At 64.0% G+C, this 18,783-nt stretch carries 18 protein-coding genes; 9 read left to right on the forward strand and 9 right to left on the reverse strand.

Annotation, left to right across the window (positions count from 1 at the left end):
• The first annotated feature begins 16 nt into the window (after positions 1 to 16).
• Entirely contained in the window at positions 17 to 499 is a 483-nt protein-coding gene (locus ACNAOU_RS26040; RefSeq protein WP_331456843.1) for a hypothetical protein, read from the forward strand.
• Here the strand turns inward: ACNAOU_RS26040 and ACNAOU_RS26045 are convergent.
• From ACNAOU_RS26045 to ACNAOU_RS26075, 7 genes are all read right to left on the reverse strand, one after another.
• A complete protein-coding gene (locus ACNAOU_RS26045) occupies positions 496 to 1,779 on the reverse strand; it encodes an MFS transporter (RefSeq protein WP_050686542.1) in 1,284 nt (427 codons plus the stop codon). The two genes, ACNAOU_RS26040 and ACNAOU_RS26045, sit on opposite strands and share 4 nt — an antisense overlap.
• A 78-nt stretch (positions 1,780 to 1,857) precedes the next feature.
• On the reverse strand, positions 1,858 to 3,270 hold the full coding sequence (locus ACNAOU_RS26050) for an MBL fold metallo-hydrolase (RefSeq protein WP_422759274.1): 1,413 nt from the start codon (positions 3,268 to 3,270) through the stop codon (positions 1,858 to 1,860).
• Positions 3,271 to 3,378: 108 nt separating this feature from the next.
• Positions 3,379 to 3,741, reverse strand: a complete 363-nt coding sequence (locus tag ACNAOU_RS26055) for a thioredoxin family protein (protein ID WP_422759275.1) — start codon at positions 3,739 to 3,741, stop codon at positions 3,379 to 3,381.
• A 55-nt stretch (positions 3,742 to 3,796) separates the two neighbouring features.
• On the reverse strand, positions 3,797 to 4,093 hold the full coding sequence (locus tag ACNAOU_RS26060) for a rhodanese-like domain-containing protein (RefSeq protein ID WP_422759276.1): 297 nt from the start codon (positions 4,091 to 4,093) through the stop codon (positions 3,797 to 3,799).
• A 53-nt stretch (positions 4,094 to 4,146) separates the two neighbouring features.
• Positions 4,147 to 4,488 carry a rhodanese-like domain-containing protein gene (locus tag ACNAOU_RS26065; protein WP_422759277.1) on the reverse strand — a complete coding sequence of 114 codons (342 nt, stop codon included), beginning with the start codon at positions 4,486 to 4,488 and terminating at the stop codon, positions 4,147 to 4,149.
• A gap of 22 nt (positions 4,489 to 4,510) precedes the next feature.
• Positions 4,511 to 5,269: a sulfite exporter TauE/SafE family protein gene (locus ACNAOU_RS26070; protein ID WP_422759278.1), complete on the reverse strand. Its 759-nt coding sequence runs from the start codon at positions 5,267 to 5,269 to the stop codon at positions 4,511 to 4,513.
• Positions 5,266 to 5,880: a rhodanese-like domain-containing protein gene (locus tag ACNAOU_RS26075; RefSeq protein ID WP_422759279.1), complete on the reverse strand. Its 615-nt coding sequence runs from the start codon at positions 5,878 to 5,880 to the stop codon at positions 5,266 to 5,268. The genes ACNAOU_RS26070 and ACNAOU_RS26075 overlap by 4 nt, the downstream gene beginning before the upstream one ends.
• 123 nt (positions 5,881 to 6,003) lie before the next feature.
• On the opposite strand from ACNAOU_RS26075, the gene ACNAOU_RS26080 reads away from it, so the two are divergent.
• From ACNAOU_RS26080 to ACNAOU_RS26100, 5 genes are all read left to right on the forward strand, one after another.
• Positions 6,004 to 6,261, forward strand: coding sequence for a metal-sensitive transcriptional regulator (locus ACNAOU_RS26080; RefSeq protein WP_422759280.1), 258 nt, complete (start codon positions 6,004 to 6,006; stop codon positions 6,259 to 6,261).
• Between the two features lie 34 nt (positions 6,262 to 6,295).
• Positions 6,296 to 6,712, forward strand: a complete 417-nt coding sequence (locus tag ACNAOU_RS26085) for a DUF302 domain-containing protein (RefSeq protein WP_422759281.1) — start codon at positions 6,296 to 6,298, stop codon at positions 6,710 to 6,712.
• Position 6,713: 1 nt separating this feature from the next.
• A complete protein-coding gene (locus tag ACNAOU_RS26090) occupies positions 6,714 to 7,094 on the forward strand; it encodes a DsrE family protein (protein WP_422759282.1) in 381 nt (126 codons plus the stop codon).
• 209 nt (positions 7,095 to 7,303) lie between these two features.
• The gene (locus ACNAOU_RS26095) at positions 7,304 to 7,924 is read left to right on the forward strand and encodes a recombinase family protein (RefSeq protein ID WP_250820635.1); all 621 of its coding nucleotides are present in this window, start codon (positions 7,304 to 7,306) and stop codon (positions 7,922 to 7,924) included.
• Entirely contained in the window at positions 7,921 to 8,511 is a 591-nt protein-coding gene (locus ACNAOU_RS26100) for a hypothetical protein (protein WP_422759283.1), read from the forward strand. Before ACNAOU_RS26095 ends, ACNAOU_RS26100 begins: the two co-directional genes overlap by 4 nt.
• Before the next feature lie 64 nt (positions 8,512 to 8,575).
• Here ACNAOU_RS26100 and ACNAOU_RS26105 read toward each other — a convergent pair whose 3' ends face one another.
• Entirely contained in the window at positions 8,576 to 9,535 is a 960-nt protein-coding gene (locus tag ACNAOU_RS26105; RefSeq protein ID WP_422759284.1) for a hypothetical protein, read from the reverse strand.
• A gap of 1,079 nt (positions 9,536 to 10,614) precedes the next feature.
• On the opposite strand from ACNAOU_RS26105, the gene ACNAOU_RS26110 reads away from it, so the two are divergent.
• Together ACNAOU_RS26110 and ACNAOU_RS26115 are read left to right on the forward strand one after the other, a co-directional pair.
• Positions 10,615 to 11,784: an ATP-binding protein gene (locus ACNAOU_RS26110; protein WP_250820632.1), complete on the forward strand. Its 1,170-nt coding sequence runs from the start codon at positions 10,615 to 10,617 to the stop codon at positions 11,782 to 11,784.
• Positions 11,777 to 12,823 (forward strand): TolB family protein, encoded by a 1,047-nt coding sequence (locus ACNAOU_RS26115; RefSeq protein ID WP_422759285.1) that lies wholly within the window; start codon positions 11,777 to 11,779, stop codon positions 12,821 to 12,823. The genes ACNAOU_RS26110 and ACNAOU_RS26115 overlap by 8 nt, the downstream gene beginning before the upstream one ends.
• A 63-nt stretch (positions 12,824 to 12,886) precedes the next feature.
• On the opposite strand, the gene ACNAOU_RS26120 is transcribed toward ACNAOU_RS26115, so the two are convergent.
• Positions 12,887 to 17,776 (reverse strand): DUF4082 domain-containing protein, encoded by a 4,890-nt coding sequence (locus ACNAOU_RS26120; protein WP_422759286.1) that lies wholly within the window; start codon positions 17,774 to 17,776, stop codon positions 12,887 to 12,889.
• Between the two features lie 513 nt (positions 17,777 to 18,289).
• On the opposite strand from ACNAOU_RS26120, the gene ACNAOU_RS26125 reads away from it, so the two are divergent.
• The gene (locus ACNAOU_RS26125) at positions 18,290 to 18,736 is read left to right on the forward strand and encodes a hypothetical protein (protein WP_422759287.1); all 447 of its coding nucleotides are present in this window, start codon (positions 18,290 to 18,292) and stop codon (positions 18,734 to 18,736) included.
• Positions 18,737 to 18,783 lie beyond the last annotated feature (47 nt).

Below are 18,783 nucleotides of genomic sequence, written 5' to 3' on the forward strand. Positions count from 1 at the left end.
TTTAGGAGCGTCTTTGATGGAGATCGGCGGCCTTCCGGCCCACATCCTCTTGATCCATGCCGTTGTTGTCCTTGCGCCGATGGCAGGTGTCATGGCGGTGGTTTTCGCGGTGTGGCGGCGTAGCCGGGCCTATCTGGCCTGGCCGTTGGGGGTACTGGCCCTGTTGATGGTGCCGCTGTCCATCCTGACCGCCGAGGCAGGGGAACAGCTGGAAGATGTCCGGCCAACGTCAGAACTGATCAAGGAACATGCCGAGCAGGGCGGCTTCTTCAGGATCGTGACGGTCATTTTCCTGGTCGTCGTAGCCGCACAGGTGCTCGCCGCATTCCCGTCCATGCTGAGCCGGTGGACGGTCCTGCGAGGCGCCGTACAAGCACTGAGCACCCGTTGGCTTGTCCCCGCCACGTCAGTACTCGGAGTACTGGCGGGACTTTTCCTGATCTACGAGTCCGTGGTGACGGGACACTCCGGCTCGGCATCAGTATGGAGCGGAACCTAACGCACCTGACCGGGACGTCGGTGGTCTCCGCTCCTCATCCGCACCGCAACAATAAGACCGGACGCAGCGGTGATTCCGGCGATGGTGGCGATGGCTGTGGGAATCCCGTACAGGTCCGCGAGCAGTCCGGACAGGAGCGCCCCAAGGGCGAAGCCACCGTCACGCCAGAGCCGGTAGACCCCGACGGAGCGGGCCCGCCAGGTGGGGTGGGCGACGTCTCCGATTGCGGCCAGGAGGGCGGGGTAGACCATGGCCGTTCCGAGACCGAGGAGGGCTGCGGCGATGAGCCAGGGGCTGAAGCTGTGGGAGGCTGCGACTATGGCGAGTCCCGCGGCTTGGACGATCATGCCGGCCACGATGAGCCATTTGCGGCCCCAACGGTCTGAAGCAGCCCCGGTGAGGAGCTGCGCGGCTCCCCAGACTGCGGGGTAGGCGGCGGCCAGGATGCCTACCTGGCTGATGTTTAGTCCGGAGCTGACGAAGAGGACCGGGAAGAGGCCCCAGGCTAGGCCGTCATTGAGGTTGTTCACCAGTCCTGCCTGGCTTGCTGCGGAGAGTGAGCGGTCTTTGAAGCTGGTGAGGGTGAAGACCTGGCCGGTGGTGAGGCCGGCCTCTGCACTCCTGTGTGCACTTACGTGCTGGGAGGCTTCCGTCTTGGCGTGGTGGTGGGTCTCGCGCACAGTCAGGACCGATAGGCCTAGCCCGAGGGCGATGTAGGCGGCTCCGAGCAGGAACGGGCCGGGCCGGAGACCGTAGGTGGAGGCGATGTAGCCGGTGGCCAGGGCGGTGACGGCGACGCCGAGGTAGCCGGCTGCTTCGTTCAGGCCCATGGCGAGGCCGCGCTGTTGCGGGCCGGTCAGGTCCATTTTCATGATCACGGCGGTGGACCAGGTCAGGCCTTGGCTGACACCGAGGAATACGTTCGCCGCTACGATCCATTCCCATGACGGACCGAAGATGAGCATGAGCGGGACGGGGATCGCTACCAGCCAGCCCGTGATGAGGACGGGTTTGCGCCCGTACCGGTCAGAGAGCGTTCCCGCGAAGTAGTTCATCGCGGCCTTGGACAGGCCGAAGGCGAGGATGTAAGTCAACGCGCTCGTGTACAGGTCCAGGTGGAAAACCTGCCCTGCCAGCAGCGGAAGCACGGTGCGCTCCTGGCCCAGCGTCCCGCCCACCAGGGCGTTGACTGCCACCAACAGCATGAACTGCGCCAGGTTCTGCCGCAGGCCCAGGACGACACGCGAATCGGCGTTGTTTGTCGCCCAAGTTCTGGCCATTTCGGGGTGCTCGCTTTCGTGCTGAGGCATAAAGCTGCCCGGGCAGGAGGGGGATCCTGCCCGGGCGGTCTTAAGGGTTTACTTCGCTGTGACGGCGTTCTGTCGGGTCTGCTGCAAGGCGTCCCAGGCGGCGTAGCTGCCGTCGAGTTCGACGACGTCGTACCCGGCCCGGCGCAGGGCGCTGGCCGCCACCGAGTTCCGCACACCGGACTGGCAGTACGACACGATGGTGCCGCCAGCAGGGAGCTCATCGAGGTGCCACAGGAGGCGGCCACCGCTGAGCTGGTACGAGCCCGGGACGTGTCCGGCGGTGTGTTCGGTCTTGTTCCGGACATCCAGGATCATGGCGGTCTCGAAACCCTCGAGTTCCTCGGGCTGGATCAGCTTGGGCGTGAAGGCGGGCAGCCCGTCGATGCCGGTGAGGTAACCGGCGACGTTGTCGATGCCGACCCGTACCAGGTGGTCCCACATGTCCATGGCCTGATCCTGGTCCTGGGCCAAAAGGACGAGCGGGTTCTTGTCCGTTTCCGGGTTGACCACCCAGGCACCGTAGCTGGCCACGGACTTGCCCGCGGGAACGTTGAGGGAACGGGCTACGGTGCCTTCGTGGACCTCGCTGTTGGGGCGGGTGTCGATGAAGGTCAGGGTGTCTGCTGCCAGGCCCGCGGCAACGATCCCGGTGGAGAGCTCGGGCAGCGGGGCGCGGTCGCCCATGACGGCGGGGCCCTCACGGTTTTCGCGCTTCATACGGCCGAAGTAGGCGTGGGCGTCGGGCTGGCCGTCAAGCAGTTCATCGATGAAGCCCTGCTCATCGTTCGCGGCGAGGTAGGGACCCCACCAGGAGTAGAGCCGCTCGTAACCGACAGTGGAGGACGGGATGGCGCCCAGGGCCTTGCCGCAGGCGCTGCCGGCGCCATGGGCCGGGTGGACCTGGACGTAGTCCGGCAGGGTAAGGAACTTGTCCCGCAGGCTCGCGAACAACTGCTTGGCACCCTCGAAACGGGTGTCCACGCCGCCGGCTGCTTCGTCCAGCAGGTCCGGGCGGCCCAGGTCGCCCGAGAAGACGAAGTCACCGGAGAGCAGGTAACCGGGCTGGTCGCTGAACGCGCCGTCGGTGACCAGGAAGGACAGGTGCTCGGGGGTGTGGCCCGGGGTGTGCACGGCCTGGAGGCTGATGTTGCCGATGGTGATCTTATCGCCGTCGTAGAGCCGTTCGCCGTCGAATTCATACTGCCAGTCCGGTCCACCCTCGCCGGAAACGTAGATCTTCGCTCCGCTGGCGGCGGCGAGTTCGCGGGTGCCGGAAAGGTAGTCCGCGTGGATGTGGGTTTCGGTGACGGCCACGATCTTCATGCCGTTCTTCTCAGCCATGTCCTGGTACACCGCGATGTCGCGGCGGCCGTCGACAACAACGGCGGTGCCGTTGGCCTGGCAACCGATCAGGTAGCTGGCCTGGGCGAGGTCTTCATCGTAAATACGCTCGATAAGCATCTGGTGCGCTCCTTCATGGAGGGGTTTTCTTGGGGGGATTAGTTCAAGTGTAATACCCCTGGGGGTATCTAGCAATGAGGGTTGTGCGCTAGGTCAAGGGTGCGTGTACTAGGACTGTTGGCCGGCTGCGCCAGCCCGGAGTTTTCCGACGTCCAGGTTTTTGACGGCCTGGATGACGTCTTCGAGGCCGGCGGCGTTGAGTGCTCCGGGCTGGGAGAAGACCAGAGTTTTATCTTTGAAGGCCATCAGGGTGGGGATGGAGGTGATGTTCGCTGCTGCGGCGAGGGTCTGTTCGGCTTCGGTGTCGACCTTGGCGAAGGTGATGTCCGGGTGGCGTTCTGCCGCGGCGGCGTAGGTGGGGGCGAACTGGCGGCAGGGGCCGCACCAGGCTGCCCAGAAGTCAACGAAGACGATCTCGTTGCTCTCCAGGGTTTGGGCGAAGCTTTGTTCGGTGAGGTCGATGGTTGCCATCGTCTTTCGTTCCTTTCGGGGGTGGTCTTGGGGTGTGTCGGCGGGGCGGTGAAGTTTAGGTGGTGGGGAGGCCGGCGCGGGTCCAGGCGGTCATGCCGCCGGCCATGGTGTCCGCGGTGTAGCCGGCTCCGTTGAGGGCGTCGGCGACGGCGGCGCTGCGGTTGCCGCTGCGGCAGACGGCGATGACGGGGACGGCCGGGTCCAGTTCGGAGAGGCGGTCCTGTAGCTGGCCCATGGGGATGTGGAGGGCGCCGGGGATCGTGCCTTCGGCGGCCTCGAAGTCCTCGCGGACGTCAAGGATCCGGGCGGTGGAGCGGCGCTGTTCGGCTTCGGTGATGGTGATTTCAGCCATGGGGTTCTCCTTCAAAGTGGTGGTTTTGGGCGGTTTATAACGGCGGTGCTTTTCTAGCGGACGGGTTCGCCGGCCTGGCGCCAGGCGGCCATGCCGCCGCGCACTGAGTAGGCGTCGTATCCGTTGGCGGCGAGGAGCCTGGCGGCTGAGGCGGAGCGGACGCCGGAGGCGCAGACGGCGATCACGGGACGGGTTTTTTGGAGGCCGGCGGTGCTGGCCTGCAGCCGGTCCAGGGGGACGTGTTTGGCCTGGGGCGCACGGCCGGTCCGCCATTCCTGGGCTGACCTGACGTCGATGAGCGTGGCCCCGGAGCCCAGGAGGTCCTTGGCCTGGGCTACGGAGATGGTCTTGTAGGGCTTGCTGAAGGCCTTCTTGAGGGAATCGATCAGTCCCATGGTGTTCTCCTCTATGGATGGGTCAGGCGGTGATCGTGCCGGCGGTGACCCATGCCGCGACGGCGAAGATGAGTACCGCGAACGAGATACGGATGTGTTTGTCGTGCAGGCGGCGGGCAAACCGTGCGGCAATCACTGATCCCACGATGGCCGGGATGGCGAAGGCCAGGGTGGTGGCCCAGTCGATGGTGTAGCCGGCAGCGTGTGCGCTGAATCCGGCGGCGGAGTTGATGACGATGATTGCCAGCGAGGTTCCCACGGCCTGTTTCATGCGCAGGCCCAGGAAGATGGTCAGTGCCGGGGTGATGAGGAAGCCACCGCCCACGCCGAGCAGTCCGGTGAGGAACCCCACGAGCAGGCCCACGCCGACGGCCTTGGGGGCGCAGGACCGGAACGCCCGGTGCGGTCCCGTACTGCAGGACCCTTCAGTTTCGCGGGTCTTCATGAGCATCCTGATGCCAGCTGCCACCATGATCACGGCGAAGGCCAGCATCAGGATGTTCGCATCGAGCACTTTGCCCACCGCCGCGCCGGCCCAGGCTGCCGGGATTCCGGCAGCCCCGACCAGTGCGATTACGGGCCAGTTCAGTCCCTCCCGGACCCTGGGCAGCAGCGCGGCAAGCGAAGATACGCCCACCACCAGCAGCGACGTGGGAATCGCCTGCGCCGGGGTCATGCCCACCCCGTACACCAGGGCCGGGACGGCGATAATGGACCCGCCGCCACCCACAACACCCAGGACAATGCCGACGACGAGCCCCAGAGCCAGGGCTGGAATCATGCCGCGGCGTCCTCAACGCCCTGCAGGGGAAGCTGCAGGATGGCGCTTTCGCGGGTGGGTTCCTTCGCGGCCCTGTTCCACGGCATGGCCGAGAGGGCCTGGCCCATGGCGCAGGTGTTGGTCGCGGCCGAGAACGTCAGACCGGTCCCGATGACCCCGGCGAGCGTCCGGATCTTCGGAGAGACGAACTTCCCGCCGGCCAGGCCCAGGACCACGAGGGACCCGGCCACCAGGCGGACCTGCCGCTCCAAGTCCCAGCGGTCCTTACCCTTGACGACGTCCCCGCCGGCGGCTGCGAAACCGGGTGCACCACCGGTCAGTACGTAGGCGGTGTCGATTCCAGCCCCGGCAAGACGCTGGCGGGCCTGCTCGGCGCGGACGCCGGACTGGCAGACCAGGACCACGCGGGAGCCCAGCCGCGCGGCGAGTTCGTCGGTGTGCTCGGAGAGCAGCGGAAGGGGCACGTTGTAGGAGCCGCGGATGTGCATGGATTCGAATTCAGCGGCAGAGCGGACGTCCATCACCACAAGATCCTGATGTTCCTTAATCCAGGACTGCAGGGTTTCGGGGGCGAGTGCGGTAACGGCTGCTGCTGTGGAAGGGGATGTCATGGGTGGCCTCTCGGAAGGGGGCGGGTGGATACCCCACCGAGTATTACAGATACCCCCGGGGGTAGTCAAAACACCCGTGGGGGTATATTGTGGAGGGCAGTACCTCATCGATGGAGAACCCTTATGGAATTGAACCCAACCGAACTCACGCCCGTGATCAACCGCCTCAAGCGCGCCCAGGGCCAGCTCGCCGCTGTCACCCGGATGCTTGAAGAAGGCCGGGACTGCAAAGACGTCGTCACCCAGCTGGCCGCCGTATCCAAGGCTCTTGACCGCGCCGGCTTCGCCATCATCGCCACGGGCCTTGAGCAGTGCATCGTCCAAAAAGACGCAACGATGGACAAGAAAGAGCTCGAGAAGCTCTTCCTCTCCCTCGCCTAATAAGACCAGCTATCGAGCAGCCCAAAGGAGAACCATGACGTACACCCTCACCACCACAGTCGCCCTTCCGTGGGCCGAAGCCCTGGACCGCACCCGGGACGCCCTGTCAGCCCAGGGCTTCGGGATCCTCACGGAGATCAACGTCCGGTCCACCTTCGAAGCCAAGCTTGGCGCTGAAGCTGCGGACGCTGTCGGTGACTACGTCATCCTCGGCGCCTGCAACCCGGCCCTGGCCAGCCGCGCCCTCGCCGCCGAACCCGAAATCGGTGCTCTGCTGCCGTGCAATGTCGTGGTGCGCCGGACCAAGGATGCAGAGATGACCACGGTGGAAGCCATCGACCCCCAGACCATGGTCCAACTCAGCGCCGCCCCATCGGTCAAGGAAGTAGCCGACGACGCCGGTACCCGTCTCCGGAAGGCCCTCGCCGCCCTGGGTCAACCGGCGACGTAGAGTGTCCGCGCAAACAAGGAATCCAGAGACTAAGCAGGCCGCACCCGGCCTGCTCATCCACTCGGCCGGCCCGCTCGAAAAGGATGCCCTGACCGGCATCCTGCGCAGCGCCGCCAACGCCCGCGCCGCGCTGGGTCAGGAATCTGGCATTGAAGTGGTAGTCCAAGGGCCCGGCGTAACGCTCCTCGCCACAAACTCACCCGCCGCCGAAGCCATCGCAAACGCCGGGCAACTCCACGTGGATATTCTCGCCTGCGGCAACAGCATGCGCTCAGCTGGCATGGAAGACAAAGACCTCGCCCCTGGCATTGGCACGGTACCGGCAGCCATCGCCCACCTGGCCCGGCGTCAATGGGACGGCTGGGCCTACGCCAGGCTGTAGAGCCGCCCCTGATGATGTGGACCCACCCTGGTGCAGGTGCTCCCAGAGGTGTCTCGGAAATCAAAAGATTTCCGAGACAGCCGTAGATGCCGGGAAATGTCATCGAGGGATCCCGGAAACTAGGGACGCGCTTTGTCTCATAAACATGCCTCACCGTGAAACGTCTTAGTTGCACTACGTAGGGGTATTTTCAAGGCAGAATGAAGCGCATGAGATTACTGGGGTACACGAGGGTAAGCACGGCGGCCCAGGATGCGCAGCTGCAGCTGGACGCACTCCTGTCAGCCGACGTGCAGAGACGGGACATTTTCTCCGATGTGACCTCGGGCAGCAAGGCTGCTGCTGGCAGGCCGGGCATGAAGAAGCTTCTCGACTACGCCGAAGCGGGGGATACCTTGGTGGTGTGGAGGGTGGACCGCTTGGGCAGGTCCTTGATTGATGTCCTCAACACAGTCAACCTGCTGCAGAGCAGGGGAGTGGCACTGCGCTCCATCTCCGACGGAATTGACCCCGCAACCAGCACAGGCAGGCTAATGCTCAACATGCTGGCCACCTTGGCGGATTACGAACGCGAGCTCATCACTGAACGCGTCAACGCCGGCATAGCCGCCGCCAAAGCGAATGGGACCAGGTTCGGCCGACCCATGGCTGATCCCTCAGTTATCGCCAGCAAGCTCGAAATCGCTCAGCAAGAACGTGCCAAAGGCCGCACAGCAGAAGAAGCCGCCAAATTGGTCGGATGGAGCCGTGCAACCCTGTACCGACATCAACAGGCGCGATCGCGCAGTACCCATGCCTCCGAGCAAGTGCTGACACCTGCTGTTGTATGAAACTGGCTCCTGAATCAAGCCGTGAGCGCTTCCGTCGTGTCTGGCCGATGGTGTTGGGTCTGGGGGCCAACGTCTTCGTGGTTGCTATCGCCTTGGTGTATTTTTTCAGCGCGCTTGAGGTGATGATGCAATCCGGAGGACCTGCATGGGTTTTCTGGTCGATTTCATTTTTGCTGGGCGTAGTCGTCCTGCAATGGATTTGCATTTCCTTGATGAACGGATACAGGCCTGCCAGCGGGCTGGTAGACCTAAGCGAAACTGGGAACTTATGGCACCTGACCCGGAACCAGGAGCTGCTGGAACAGGCGAAGACTCATAGATGGGTGACCATCTCCCCGGAGCGCTGCCGACCGTTGGCCCGGATGTTCAACCGAGCCCACCCGTTGGCCCTTCCCCGGCGTGCTGTATACGCCTTCACAACATTGCCAGGGCGGGCGCATGTCCGTCAGAACGTTTCCCAACGGCAAATGGTTGGGCTTCTGATATTAGACGCCGCAGCGGTCAGTGGTGGCGTCTATACAAGGTCGAGGGATAGTGCGGTGGCCTTGCTTGAAGCATATGACGGCCCGGCCCAGGTCGTGGAATAGACTCGTACACGCCACTTTGGCCGGCAACCATTTCGTAAGCCCCCCATGAGCCGACGTTCAGTGTCTAGTTCGGCCACATCTCAAAGCTCAGGCTGTCAGGCGTTGTCTTGCTGCGGCAGATGACATCCGCTTGGCCGGTTTGCTTTTCCCCGGCGCTGGCGTAGAAGCAAATGAAGTCCGACGTTTCGATGCTCCGCGCGCCGGCCGGGGCTCCTGTCTTATATACCCGGTCGAAGGTGGCTTGGGCTTCATCGCAGGAGATGCCGTTGAGTTTCTCGTACCGGTTCCCTCCTCCGATACAGCCAACTCGTGTGACCTTCTCAGGATGCAATACCAAGGATGTGATGGCCTTCGCCGTCTCCTGGAATTCTGCGCTCTCTGCATAGGTCTTCGCCGCAGCTGTTATCTGCTCCATGCTAGGCGTGTTGGCGCCTTCGAGTGTGGGCACATGGCCTCGGAAGGAAACGAAGTATCCGCCGGCGGGGATCTCTATGTCTGATCTGTCGAGGGATTCTTTGCTGTTTACGGCCATCAACCCGTAGACAGCGGCTTGGCTTCCGATCCCTTGGCCGGGGTACCCCTGGACAACCAGGTTCACGTCTTGTCCGGCAGGTCCCTTGATTCCTGGCACCGGTGAGCTGAAGCCTGTGTCGAAGCCATAGCCGAGGCTGAGGTTAGCGAGCGTTGACACCTTGTCCCGCAGCACTGCTCGTTCTTTACCTTGGGCGTCAACAACGGTGTAGGCATTGTTTTCGCCTTCGGCTGGAGTGACTGTCCAGCCTGTCGGGTACCTGAAACTCAAGGTACCGTCCGCGGTCGTGAACGTCTCACCTGAGCGTGGTGTGGCAGAGGGGCTCTGGGAGGTCGATAAGGGAGTGGCGGACGGAGATGGGGCAGAGCTGGTGGAGGCGCCCGGCAATGGGCCATTTGCTGCTGGCGGGGTGGCCTCGTTGCTGCAAGCCGATAGAACCAGGGCAAGGGCAGCGGCGAGGATGGCAGCGGAAGAAACTCTGTGGGCTCTCATGCCACGTATGCTAGGCGGCTACCACTCAACTGTCTTGTCACAGCCATCGAGCCCATCGACAGAAATTGATATGCCGGATCGAGCAACGGCAAGCGCCGGTGAAGTGCAGCAGACCATCCCCGCTGCATAGGCTGTGCCCATTGCCCGCTCACCATTGGTGGGACGAAAAACTCAAGGTGAGGGTGGGCCTTGGGTGCAGGCGGTCAGCTGGGTCCCGTCGTCCACCTGGGTGCGGGAAAAGCCCGAAGGATTTAGCTTTTGCCGTGCCCCTGTGGGCGAGGGGCAAGCAACCCGGCCAGAAAAAACAACGAAAGGAGGAGTTCATGGCTTCCTCATTCCCCGCGCGGCCGACACCCAAACGAAACCGGTGCCCAATGCCATGGCCTATGATCTTCTCAAGCGGGTGCGCGAGTTATCCGATGGCAGGGATCACCGACTGGATCCCCGACTGTGAAAGAGCTTGGCTCTGACTCGTGGCGCCGTATCTGTGTTTGTAGTCCGTGTGTCATGTTTGCCAGTAATCCCGAGTCGGCGGGGTCTACCAAGGAGCATCATGCCAGCGTCCCGGATTGCCCACATCGCCAGGATCCAATCGAAAGCCACCGGCCACAGCTACAACGCTGTCCTCCACCAATTAGTCGAACGCAATCTCAATTCAGGGCTATTGCCTGCTATTCTCTCCCCGGAACAGCAGCAACTGGAGGCATTCTGTGGCGTCCTTCCAGACATATTGCTCACCTAAAAGAGTCCCCCACCTACCCGTACTGCCCTCCCAGCGAACTACAAGCTTAGTGTGGGCATAATGCCATCGGAGCTTCGGTCAACCGCTATTTGACCGGGGCTTCGCCAATTCATGGACCAAGCAACGAATGCCAGAGTCGGCTGCTGTCGCTACCCGGCGGGGCCGTCCCATGACTGGCCAGACAGGAGCGCACGACGATGCGAGAAACGGGCTACCGGCCCATGCCCATGCCCATGGCAAGACGCTCTACGCTGGCGACCCGTGCCCATTCACGCCTCTGAATCCATGACCATAACCGCATATCCAAAATGTCGGATACTGCCTTATAGTTCTTGATATGGAAAGTGCTTTGAATCCGTATTCGCCCGGATCGGGGCGACGGCCCTTTGAGCTGGCTGGGCGCCAGAGCGAGATCGATGCCTTCGATCTGCTGCTGGCCAAGACCCGGCAGCGACGCCCCGACCGGGGGATCGTCCTGCATGGGCTTCGAGGGGTGGGCAAAACGGTCCTGCTGAACGAGTTTCGTCGGCAGGCCGAACACGCTGAATTTATGGTGGTGTTCCTGGAGGGCAGGGACGCTGAGGGAGGGCCGGAAGCCGTTAGGGCCAAGCTAGCCCGGAGCCTGCTGCAGGCAGGGCGGAAGCTGAACCGCCGCGGCGCGGGGGAACGGCTCGTGGCGGCGCTTGGCAGCATCGCCTCCTTCTCCGCGAAACTCGGCGTGACCGGCATCGATATCGGGGTCAACCTCAATCACGGCCGCGCCGATTCCGGGTCGATCGAAGTGGACCTGGAAGAACTGATTGAGGATCTGTGCCTGGCACTGGCGGAGAAGCGTTCGGGCCTGATCTTCATCATCGATGAGATGCAGGACCTGGACGAGGGACTTATCGCCGCTCTCCTCAGCGCCCAGCACCTGGCCGGCCAACGCGAATGGCCTTTCTACATCGCGGGCGCAGGGCTGCCCAACCTGCCCTCGGTACTGAGTGAAGCGCGCTCCTACGCCGAAAGGATCTTCAACTACCGCAGCATCGGAGCTCTGTCGAGGGAAGCCGCCGAGGCGGCACTGGTCGTCCCGGCCCGACGGTTTGGGGCATCGTTCGTACCAGAAGCCCAAGACCTCCTGCTCAGTGCCTCGGGCGCGTACCCGTACTTCCTGCAAGAGTATGGTTACGCGGCCTGGGAAACAGCACCGGAGAAGACCGTGACCTTCGACGACGCCAAAATAGCGGTGGAAATCGGCCGCGCGCAGCTGGACCAAGGGTTCTTCCCTTCACGCTGGAAACGCGCCTCGAAGGCAGAAAAGGACTTCCTCCGCCTGATGGCGATCGACGGAGATGAAGGATCCAGCACCGCTGAACTTGCCGAACGGGCGCACAAGAAGCAAAGCTCCATGACCATGACCCGTGCATCCCTGATCGACAAAGGGATCATCTACGCACCCGCACTCGGTGTCGTGGCGTTCACCGTCCCGGGCATGGCTGACTACGTCAAACGCCTCCATGAATAAGACGAGCGCAGGAACCGGCACCGCTGCAGGCGGGAGATTGCGGTGGGGAATTCTCCTGGCGGTTACCGCGCTGGTTCTTGCCGGGGCCGGGATCTACGCGGTGGGAGCGTACCAGCGCTTCGAGGAGAGCCGCAGTGCGGCCTCGTCGGTCGACGTCACTGCAGGCCAGCCCCTCCCGGGGGTACCGTTCATTCTTTTCAGGAACACAGCCGACGGGCAGGGGTATGGCAATGCGGCCACCGTGCCTCTTTCTACCCCTGGTGGCACACGTGCGGTCAGTGACCAGGCCTGCGACCGGGTCTATGCAGCTGCCGCCACGGTGGTCTGTCTCAGATCCAACCGCGGCTTGGTGACGACTCACGAAGCGGCCGTCCTGAACCGGGAATGGCAGCAGGAGCGTTCGTGGCCTGTGCCCGGCATTCCGAGCCGGGCGCGCACCAGCGCGGACGGGTCCCTGATCGCCACCACGGTGTTTGTCTCCGGTCACTCCTACACTCAAGCCGAGTTCTCCACAGCAACTGAGATCACGTTGCCCGGGGGCGGTACAGGAAACCTCGAAGACTTCGCACTCATCGTGAACGGCGAACGGCTGCTGGCCAGTGACAGGAACATTTGGGGTGTGACTTTCGCACCCGGCCAGAGTGATGTCTTTTACGCCACAGCCGCGTCGTCAGGGCGGATCTGGCTGGTCCAGGGAAGTATCGCGGCCAGGACGCTGACGGCCATCCACGACAACGTTGAATGCCCCTCAGTGTCGCCGGACGGCACCAGGATCGCGTATAAGAAGAACGTCGGCGGGCCCCTGACCGCGCATTGGAACGTGGCGCTGCTCGACCTGGCCACCGGCACTGAAACGGTGCTATCGGAGAAGCGCAGCGTCGATGACCAGATTGAGTGGCTGGATGATCAGACCCTGCTGTATGGCCTCGCGGACGAAACCACTGAAGGCGACAGCAACATCTGGAAACTGCCAACCGATCCCGCGTCCCAGCCGAGCCTGTTCATTGAGCACGCGTGGTCACCGAGTGTGGTCCGCTGACGTCCGGCCCGGAAAACTCGGGGGAGCGGACGGACCTCAGTAGTACGAATGCCGCTCCACGTCTCAGCAGCTTCCCAGCAGGCCGCACAGCAGGCCGCCGGACTGAGTCGGGCTCGGCGACGGGCTGGCGGTCGGACTTGGTGAGGGTGTCGCTGTCGCCGTTGCGGATGGTGACGGCGTTGCTGTCGGGGTAGGCGTGGGCGTTGGGCCCGGCGTCGCCTGTGCCGGTGCGGTGGCCGAGTAGAGGACGTCGACGAAGTAGTTCGTGGAGTTCCACGAGTTCGTGGGTGCAACACCGCCGGAACCGTACAGGTAACGGCCGTTGTTGGGCCCGGCGGCGGTGAACACGCCGCTGACCCAGGTTTGGGCGAAGAATGCAGGCGTGTAAGCGTAGCGGCCGTTGGGCGCCAGATAGGACACGACGTACGTTTCCCCCGGAGCTACGGCTACCGGAGAGGACAGCATCGCGGTTTGCCAACCGTTCGCTGTTTCATTCGTGAAGGTCACTTGGGCCAGCCGCGTTCCCGCGGCGTTCCACAAGGAGCCAACGTGGATTCCGGTGTTTCCGGATCCCTTGTAGAACCGGATGCCGGTGACAGTGCCGGCTTCGGAGACCGTGAACGCCGTTCCCAGTTCAACCGATGACGCATCATCGGAGGCTGCTGTCTGGGGTTGGAGTTCCCCGAAGATGGAGGTTTGCGCGGCATCAGGGTCGGCAGTGGTGAATTGCCAGGTGGTGGTCGGCAGCGTCTGGCCCTGGTGGGATTCGATGTTGCTGACGTTCACGGAGATGGTTGTGTTGCCCGGCAAAGGAGCTCCCGGGGTGAAGGTCAGGGTGCGTCCGTCGGTGGACAGGGCAGCGCTGCCGGTAACGGGTGCCTCGTTCGCCGCCAGCGCGAACGAGGCACCTGGCTTAATGGCGGCTGAGAGCGTCAGCGTTGGTTTGACATCAACAGGGACTCCCGTGGCGTCGGGCGCAGGGGACCGGTCGGTTATCGTCAGCGGGGGCACCGCGGCCATGAAGACCAGGTCCACCAGATAGCTCGCCGTGGAGGCCGTGCCGGGGAAGTCTGCGCTGTAGCTGAACGCACCGGAATCCGGGGCCGTGCGCAGCGGGCCGCTGGCGAATCCGTCCCCGAAACCTGCCGGAGTGTAGGAGTAGGTTCCGGTCGGAGATTTGTACGCCACGACGTACTCGGTGTTGGCTGTGATCTCGACCGGCTGGCTGAACGTCGCTGTCTGCCAGCCAATACTGGATTCGTTGGTGAAGGTGACGGTGGCCAGCAGCTGCCCGCCGGCTGTGTACAGGGAGCCGGTGTGCGTTCCGGTGTTGCCGGCGGCCTTGTAGAACCGTACGCCGGTGACTTGGCCGGCGGTGTCGCTGGCGAACCGGACGCCCAGGGTCAGCGGCACGCCGTCGTTGACCTCCGCTACGGTGGGCGTAACGGAGTCCTGGTAGAGCGTGCAGGGGCACGTCCCGGGTGTCCTTGGGGCCGGGACAGTGGCAAACGTCCAGGAGGCGTTGCTCAGTGGTTGCCGGGACACGGCGGTTGCTGTGACGGTGGCCGTGTACGACGTCCCGGACACCAGCGGCGTGGCCGGGCTGAACGTGACCTTCCGTGTCTGGGGGTCGTAGCTGGTGGATCCGGGAACGGTTGTTCCGTCGGCGGCTTTTACCGTCAGGTTCACGCTGGATGCCTCGGCCGGTTCGGACAGTACGGTACTGACCTGGCTGTCCAGCGGAACGCTGGACGCGCCGGGGAGCGGGGAGTGGCCTGTCGGGGTGAATGCCGGTGGTGGGACCATCACGATGACATCCACCAGGTAGCTTGCTGTTGATCGTGCTCCGGGGAAATCGCCGCTGTAGGTGTAGGCGCCCGCATCCGGGCCGGCCCGCAACGGACCAACGCTCATGCCTGAACCGAATCCATTGGCCGTGGCGGAATAGGTGCCGGTCAGTGACTTGTAGGAGACGATGTAGTCCGTGTTCGCTGCCATCTGGACCGGTTGGCTGAACATTGCCGTCTGCCACCCCGAGGCGCTTTCATTGGTGAACGCCACCGTGGCAAGTTGCTGCCCGGCCGCCGTGTAGAGGGCGCCGTTGTGGGCGCCGGTGTTTCCTGCCGATTTGTAGAAGCGCATGCCTACTACTTCACCGGCGGAAACGCTGGAGAACCGCACGCCCAACGTCAACGGAACGCCGTCCTGATTCTCAGCGATGCCCGGCGTGACGGAGTCGTCAAAGAGGCTGCACGGGCAAGATCCCGGAACCGGCACTGTTGCCCCGGTCGTGAACGACCAGGTACCGCCGGCCGTCACCGGACCACCGAGGGTGTCTGTTCCCGAAAGCGTTGCGGTGTACTGGGTGCTGAACGCCAGTGCGTTCGTCGGGGTGAAGGTTGCCCGCCGGGTGGCGGGATCGTACGCCGTCGTGCCGGTGACAGGGCCGTCGGGGGACTGCAGGGCCAGCTGGATGCTGGAAGCGGTGACGGGTTTGGAGAACACGGCACTGACCTTGGTATCCACCGAAACGCTTGACGAGGACGGGAACGGCGTGTGCCCGGAGACCGTCATGGGGCTGCTGTCCACCGTGCTGAACAGGGCATCGGCGAAGTAGTTGCCGCCGTTGTAACTTGATGTCGGGAACCCGGAGGAGGTGGCATAGACACCGGCCGGCTCGGCCCCGAAACCCCCGGCCACCTTCAACGGGGCATCCGTGGCGCCAAAGCTCGCCCACTGGAAATTCTGGATCGAGTACCGTCCGTTCGGTGCCCAGTAGGACACCGTGTACTTCTGGCCCGCCGCGACGGGCACTGCCTGGGCGAACAGCACGGACTGCCACCCGGAGGGGGTCTCGTTCGTGAACGTCGCCGTGGCCAGACGCTCCCCGGTCGAGCTCCACAAGGACCCGGTGTGGGTACCGGTGTTGGCCGCGCTCTTGTAGAAGCGGACACCGGTAATGAAACCGTCCACCGAGGGAGTGAAGCGCATCCCCATCTCGTACGCGCCGCCGTCGCCCGAGTCCGCGACAGCGGGAACGGTTTGGCCGAAGACACTGTAGGGGCCGCTGAGGGCCAGGCTCCTGGTGGCAGCCGCGCCGATGTTGGCGCTGTCGTCAATGGCCCGGGCCTGGATGGTTGCCGTAGCCAGACCCTTCTGGATGTACGTATACCTCCAGTTCTGCTTGCCTTGGGCGGGGTGCCACGTGGCGCCGCCGTCGGTGGAGACCTCGACGCCGGCCACAACACCGCCGGTGTCAGCCGCGGTTCCGGTGACGGTGACGTTGGTCCCGTGCGGCACGGCCGCCCCGTCGGCCGGTGCAGTGATCGCTGCGGTGGGCGCGGTCCGGTCCGTGCTCGGGACGGCGGCAACCAGGCCGGCGGCCCGGGTGGCAGGTTGGGCGCCCATGTCGGCCAGGAGGTTGACCTGGGCCTGTCGCATCCTCGGGTCGGCGGGTGCGCCGTCGCCGTCGTGCACCTCGTCCAGGCCCCAGGTCCACTGGACGCTGCCGGCGGAGAACACGAGCGCGCCGCTGGCGGCACGGTAAAGGGTCACATGATGGGTTGTCGTGCCGGGCAGGACGGTGTTGCCGAAGTCCTGAAGATACTGGGGCACCTCCCCGACGGTGGTGGACAATCGGATCAAACCCGGTGGGCGGAACCCGTTGTCGAGGTCCTCGTCGGACTCATACCCCACGGTGTGGGGCGCCAGCGCCGCCGAGGAACCGGCCGGCAGCGAGGCCAGGGACGTGTTCCGCCACAGCCTGGTCTTGCCTTCCTCCGAATCGACGGTCACCGGCAAATCGGAGTAGTTGGACATATAGATGGTCCCGGTCAGCCCGTTTTCGGGCAGCCCGCCGCCGTTGGCCTGGGCCGCGAAGCGTGGGTCACGCCAGGTGCCGGTCCATTCGGGGCTGGGGTCGATCTTTTCGTTGGCCCAGGTTTCCTTGTAGGAGGTCAGCGTCCGGCCTGCAGCACCGTCCACGGGGGAAGGTTCGAAGCGGGTGCGCCAGTACCCCTCATTACCGGAGAGGAACTGCAGGTTCACCCCGGCATCACGGGCGGCGGTGATGTTCGCCCGTTGCGGGCCCGACCAGTATTCGTCATGGCCGACCGAGAGGAAGACCTTGTGATTGAGTAACTGGGCCCCGCTCCGGTCGGTGTCGAGGCCGCTGATGTAGCTGACGTCATAGCCGTTCTGTTCCAAGAACCGCACCATCGGATATTCGTTGGCGAAGAAGAAATCCCGGCCGTCCGGACCGCCCCGGGTTGCCACCGGCCGGTTGTAGCTGACCTTGTAGGCGCGGCCGTTCGCCCCCTGATAGAAGTCCGAGCCCCCGTAGGAGTTGTACGCCTGCCAGGACGGGTCCGAGGTCTGGAAAACAACGTCCGAGCGGCTGCCGTCGGCGCGCACAATAAAGGTGATGTGGCTTTGCCCGCCCGTGTCCGGCCTGGTCAGGAGAGCGAGGTAAACACCAGAGACAGCCGTGGCCGGCACCTGCCACGTCGCCGAGACCGCCCACGTGCCGCAGTCATAGAGTCCGGTGCTGAGGTCATTCAGGCACTGGGGCTGGTTTTGGCGCAGGGCCGACGGGGTCACATCGGCAATCTTGCGTGCACCGTCGCCGCCGTACCAGCCGGTGCGGTAGATCGCGATGGTGTAGCTGGGCGCGGGGGTGTCGATCTTGAAACGGATGGGCTGCCCGGCGTTGACGCTGATCTCGGTGGAGAACCCCTGGATGCTGTCATCGCCCGGGCCGGAAATGTCCCACTCCGAGGCCGGGCTGCCGGGCTTGGAGTTCTCACACACCACCGGGTTCACCACAGGATCACACGGACCCGCCGCAGAGGCCGCCGGAACCGTTACCGGAAGCAGAGCGGCAACCAGCAAAAGTACCAAGGGCACGATCAAACGCTTCAGGACTGGCTGCGGGGTGGCTGAAGGACCGGACATGGGGACTCCTGGAGTGGACACGCCTGTTGCGAGATGAGGCCGCGCTGTCCACGCGGTCCCTGCTTGCCGCTCCCCAGCCAGGGTCAAACCAAGATCTTCAGTTATGAACACTCAGGTACTGTGCTTGGCTCGTCGTTCCGGAAGAACTGGACCGGATCCAACCTCAACCACGAATATCAGGCCAAAGCCGGATCACCGGAGCGAATCCGCCAAGTAACCCTTGGGACGCAGTGTAGAGGTCCGCCCTGCCGCCTCACAAGGCCCTCAGCCAACAAACCCAAGGACCGAGGGCTTCCACCCGGCCGGCGTTCTGCCCACCCGGAGCGAACCATCCGCAAAGCCTTTCATACGCGTTCCTCCGGATTTAGCCACGTCTGCGGGGACTCGGGGATCACCAAACGCGAAACGTATGAAAGTATGCTCATATATTGTTCCTGCTCTTTCAGGGCAGGCTGACCCTGGTGATGCTGGGCTGAACCGCAGCACCCGTTCTTCTAGGAGCCACGTAGCCCGATGATTTCAAAAACTGACGCGAGCCTGTCCTCGGCACCGGCGGACGCCGTTAAGATGCCGCTTGGCGCCCGTCGACTCGTGCTCATTGGAGGGCTCTGCATTCCCGTTGGCCTGGTGGCCGGCCCGTACCTCTTCGGCCTCCAGTTGCTGGCGGTCGCGGGCGTCGTGGCTGTCGCCATCGCCCTGTCCTACCGTCGGGAACCGGTATGGTTTTCCCGCTGGTCCTGGCTGGCAGCGGCCGCCGGTGCTCTCTGGGTGATCGCCACGATCGGGTACTGGCTGAGCATCATGGCCGCCGTGGACGGTTCGTCGGCACCATCCAACCTTCCGACGGTGCTGTTCTATGCCGGTATGGCCGCCCTGGCAGTCATGGTTGTGGCTACCATCGCGGGCTGGATATCACGGGTCCTGACGGACCGGCGAGCAGCGGCCGCCGCTGCACAGTAGCGCACCCGGTTCCCCGGCCACCGGGCAATACTGTTACCCGGAGCCGG

Source organism: Paenarthrobacter sp. C1 (assembly GCF_049315185.1).
Lineage (GTDB): Bacteria > Actinomycetota > Actinomycetes > Actinomycetales > Micrococcaceae > Arthrobacter > Arthrobacter nicotinovorans.

Excerpts from the sequence above, each read along its gene's own strand:
- ACNAOU_RS26125 (WP_422759287.1), top strand. The coding sequence starts at position 18,290 with ATGATTTCAAAAACTGACGCGAGCCTGTCCTCGGCACCGGCGGACGCC.
- ACNAOU_RS26075 (WP_422759279.1), bottom strand. The coding sequence starts at position 5,880 with ATGACATCCCCTTCCACAGCAGCAGCCGTTACCGCACTCGCCCCCGAA.
- ACNAOU_RS26060 (WP_422759276.1), bottom strand. The coding sequence starts at position 4,093 with ATGGCTGAAATCACCATCACCGAAGCCGAACAGCGCCGCTCCACCGCC.
- ACNAOU_RS26040 (WP_331456843.1), top strand. The coding sequence starts at position 17 with ATGGAGATCGGCGGCCTTCCGGCCCACATCCTCTTGATCCATGCCGTT.
- ACNAOU_RS26110 (WP_250820632.1), top strand. The coding sequence starts at position 10,615 with ATGGAAAGTGCTTTGAATCCGTATTCGCCCGGATCGGGGCGACGGCCC.
- ACNAOU_RS26065 (WP_422759277.1), bottom strand. The coding sequence starts at position 4,488 with ATGGGACTGATCGATTCCCTCAAGAAGGCCTTCAGCAAGCCCTACAAG.
- ACNAOU_RS26105 (WP_422759284.1), bottom strand. The coding sequence starts at position 9,535 with ATGAGAGCCCACAGAGTTTCTTCCGCTGCCATCCTCGCCGCTGCCCTT.
- ACNAOU_RS26045 (WP_050686542.1), bottom strand. The coding sequence starts at position 1,779 with ATGGCCAGAACTTGGGCGACAAACAACGCCGATTCGCGTGTCGTCCTG.
- ACNAOU_RS26080 (WP_422759280.1), top strand. The coding sequence starts at position 6,004 with ATGGAATTGAACCCAACCGAACTCACGCCCGTGATCAACCGCCTCAAG.
- ACNAOU_RS26115 (WP_422759285.1), top strand. The coding sequence starts at position 11,777 with ATGAATAAGACGAGCGCAGGAACCGGCACCGCTGCAGGCGGGAGATTG.
- ACNAOU_RS26050 (WP_422759274.1), bottom strand. The coding sequence starts at position 3,270 with ATGCTTATCGAGCGTATTTACGATGAAGACCTCGCCCAGGCCAGCTAC.
- ACNAOU_RS26085 (WP_422759281.1), top strand. The coding sequence starts at position 6,296 with ATGACGTACACCCTCACCACCACAGTCGCCCTTCCGTGGGCCGAAGCC.
- ACNAOU_RS26120 (WP_422759286.1), bottom strand. The coding sequence starts at position 17,776 with ATGTCCGGTCCTTCAGCCACCCCGCAGCCAGTCCTGAAGCGTTTGATC.
- ACNAOU_RS26070 (WP_422759278.1), bottom strand. The coding sequence starts at position 5,269 with ATGATTCCAGCCCTGGCTCTGGGGCTCGTCGTCGGCATTGTCCTGGGT.
- ACNAOU_RS26055 (WP_422759275.1), bottom strand. The coding sequence starts at position 3,741 with ATGGCAACCATCGACCTCACCGAACAAAGCTTCGCCCAAACCCTGGAG.
- ACNAOU_RS26100 (WP_422759283.1), top strand. The coding sequence starts at position 7,921 with ATGAAACTGGCTCCTGAATCAAGCCGTGAGCGCTTCCGTCGTGTCTGG.
- ACNAOU_RS26095 (WP_250820635.1), top strand. The coding sequence starts at position 7,304 with ATGAGATTACTGGGGTACACGAGGGTAAGCACGGCGGCCCAGGATGCG.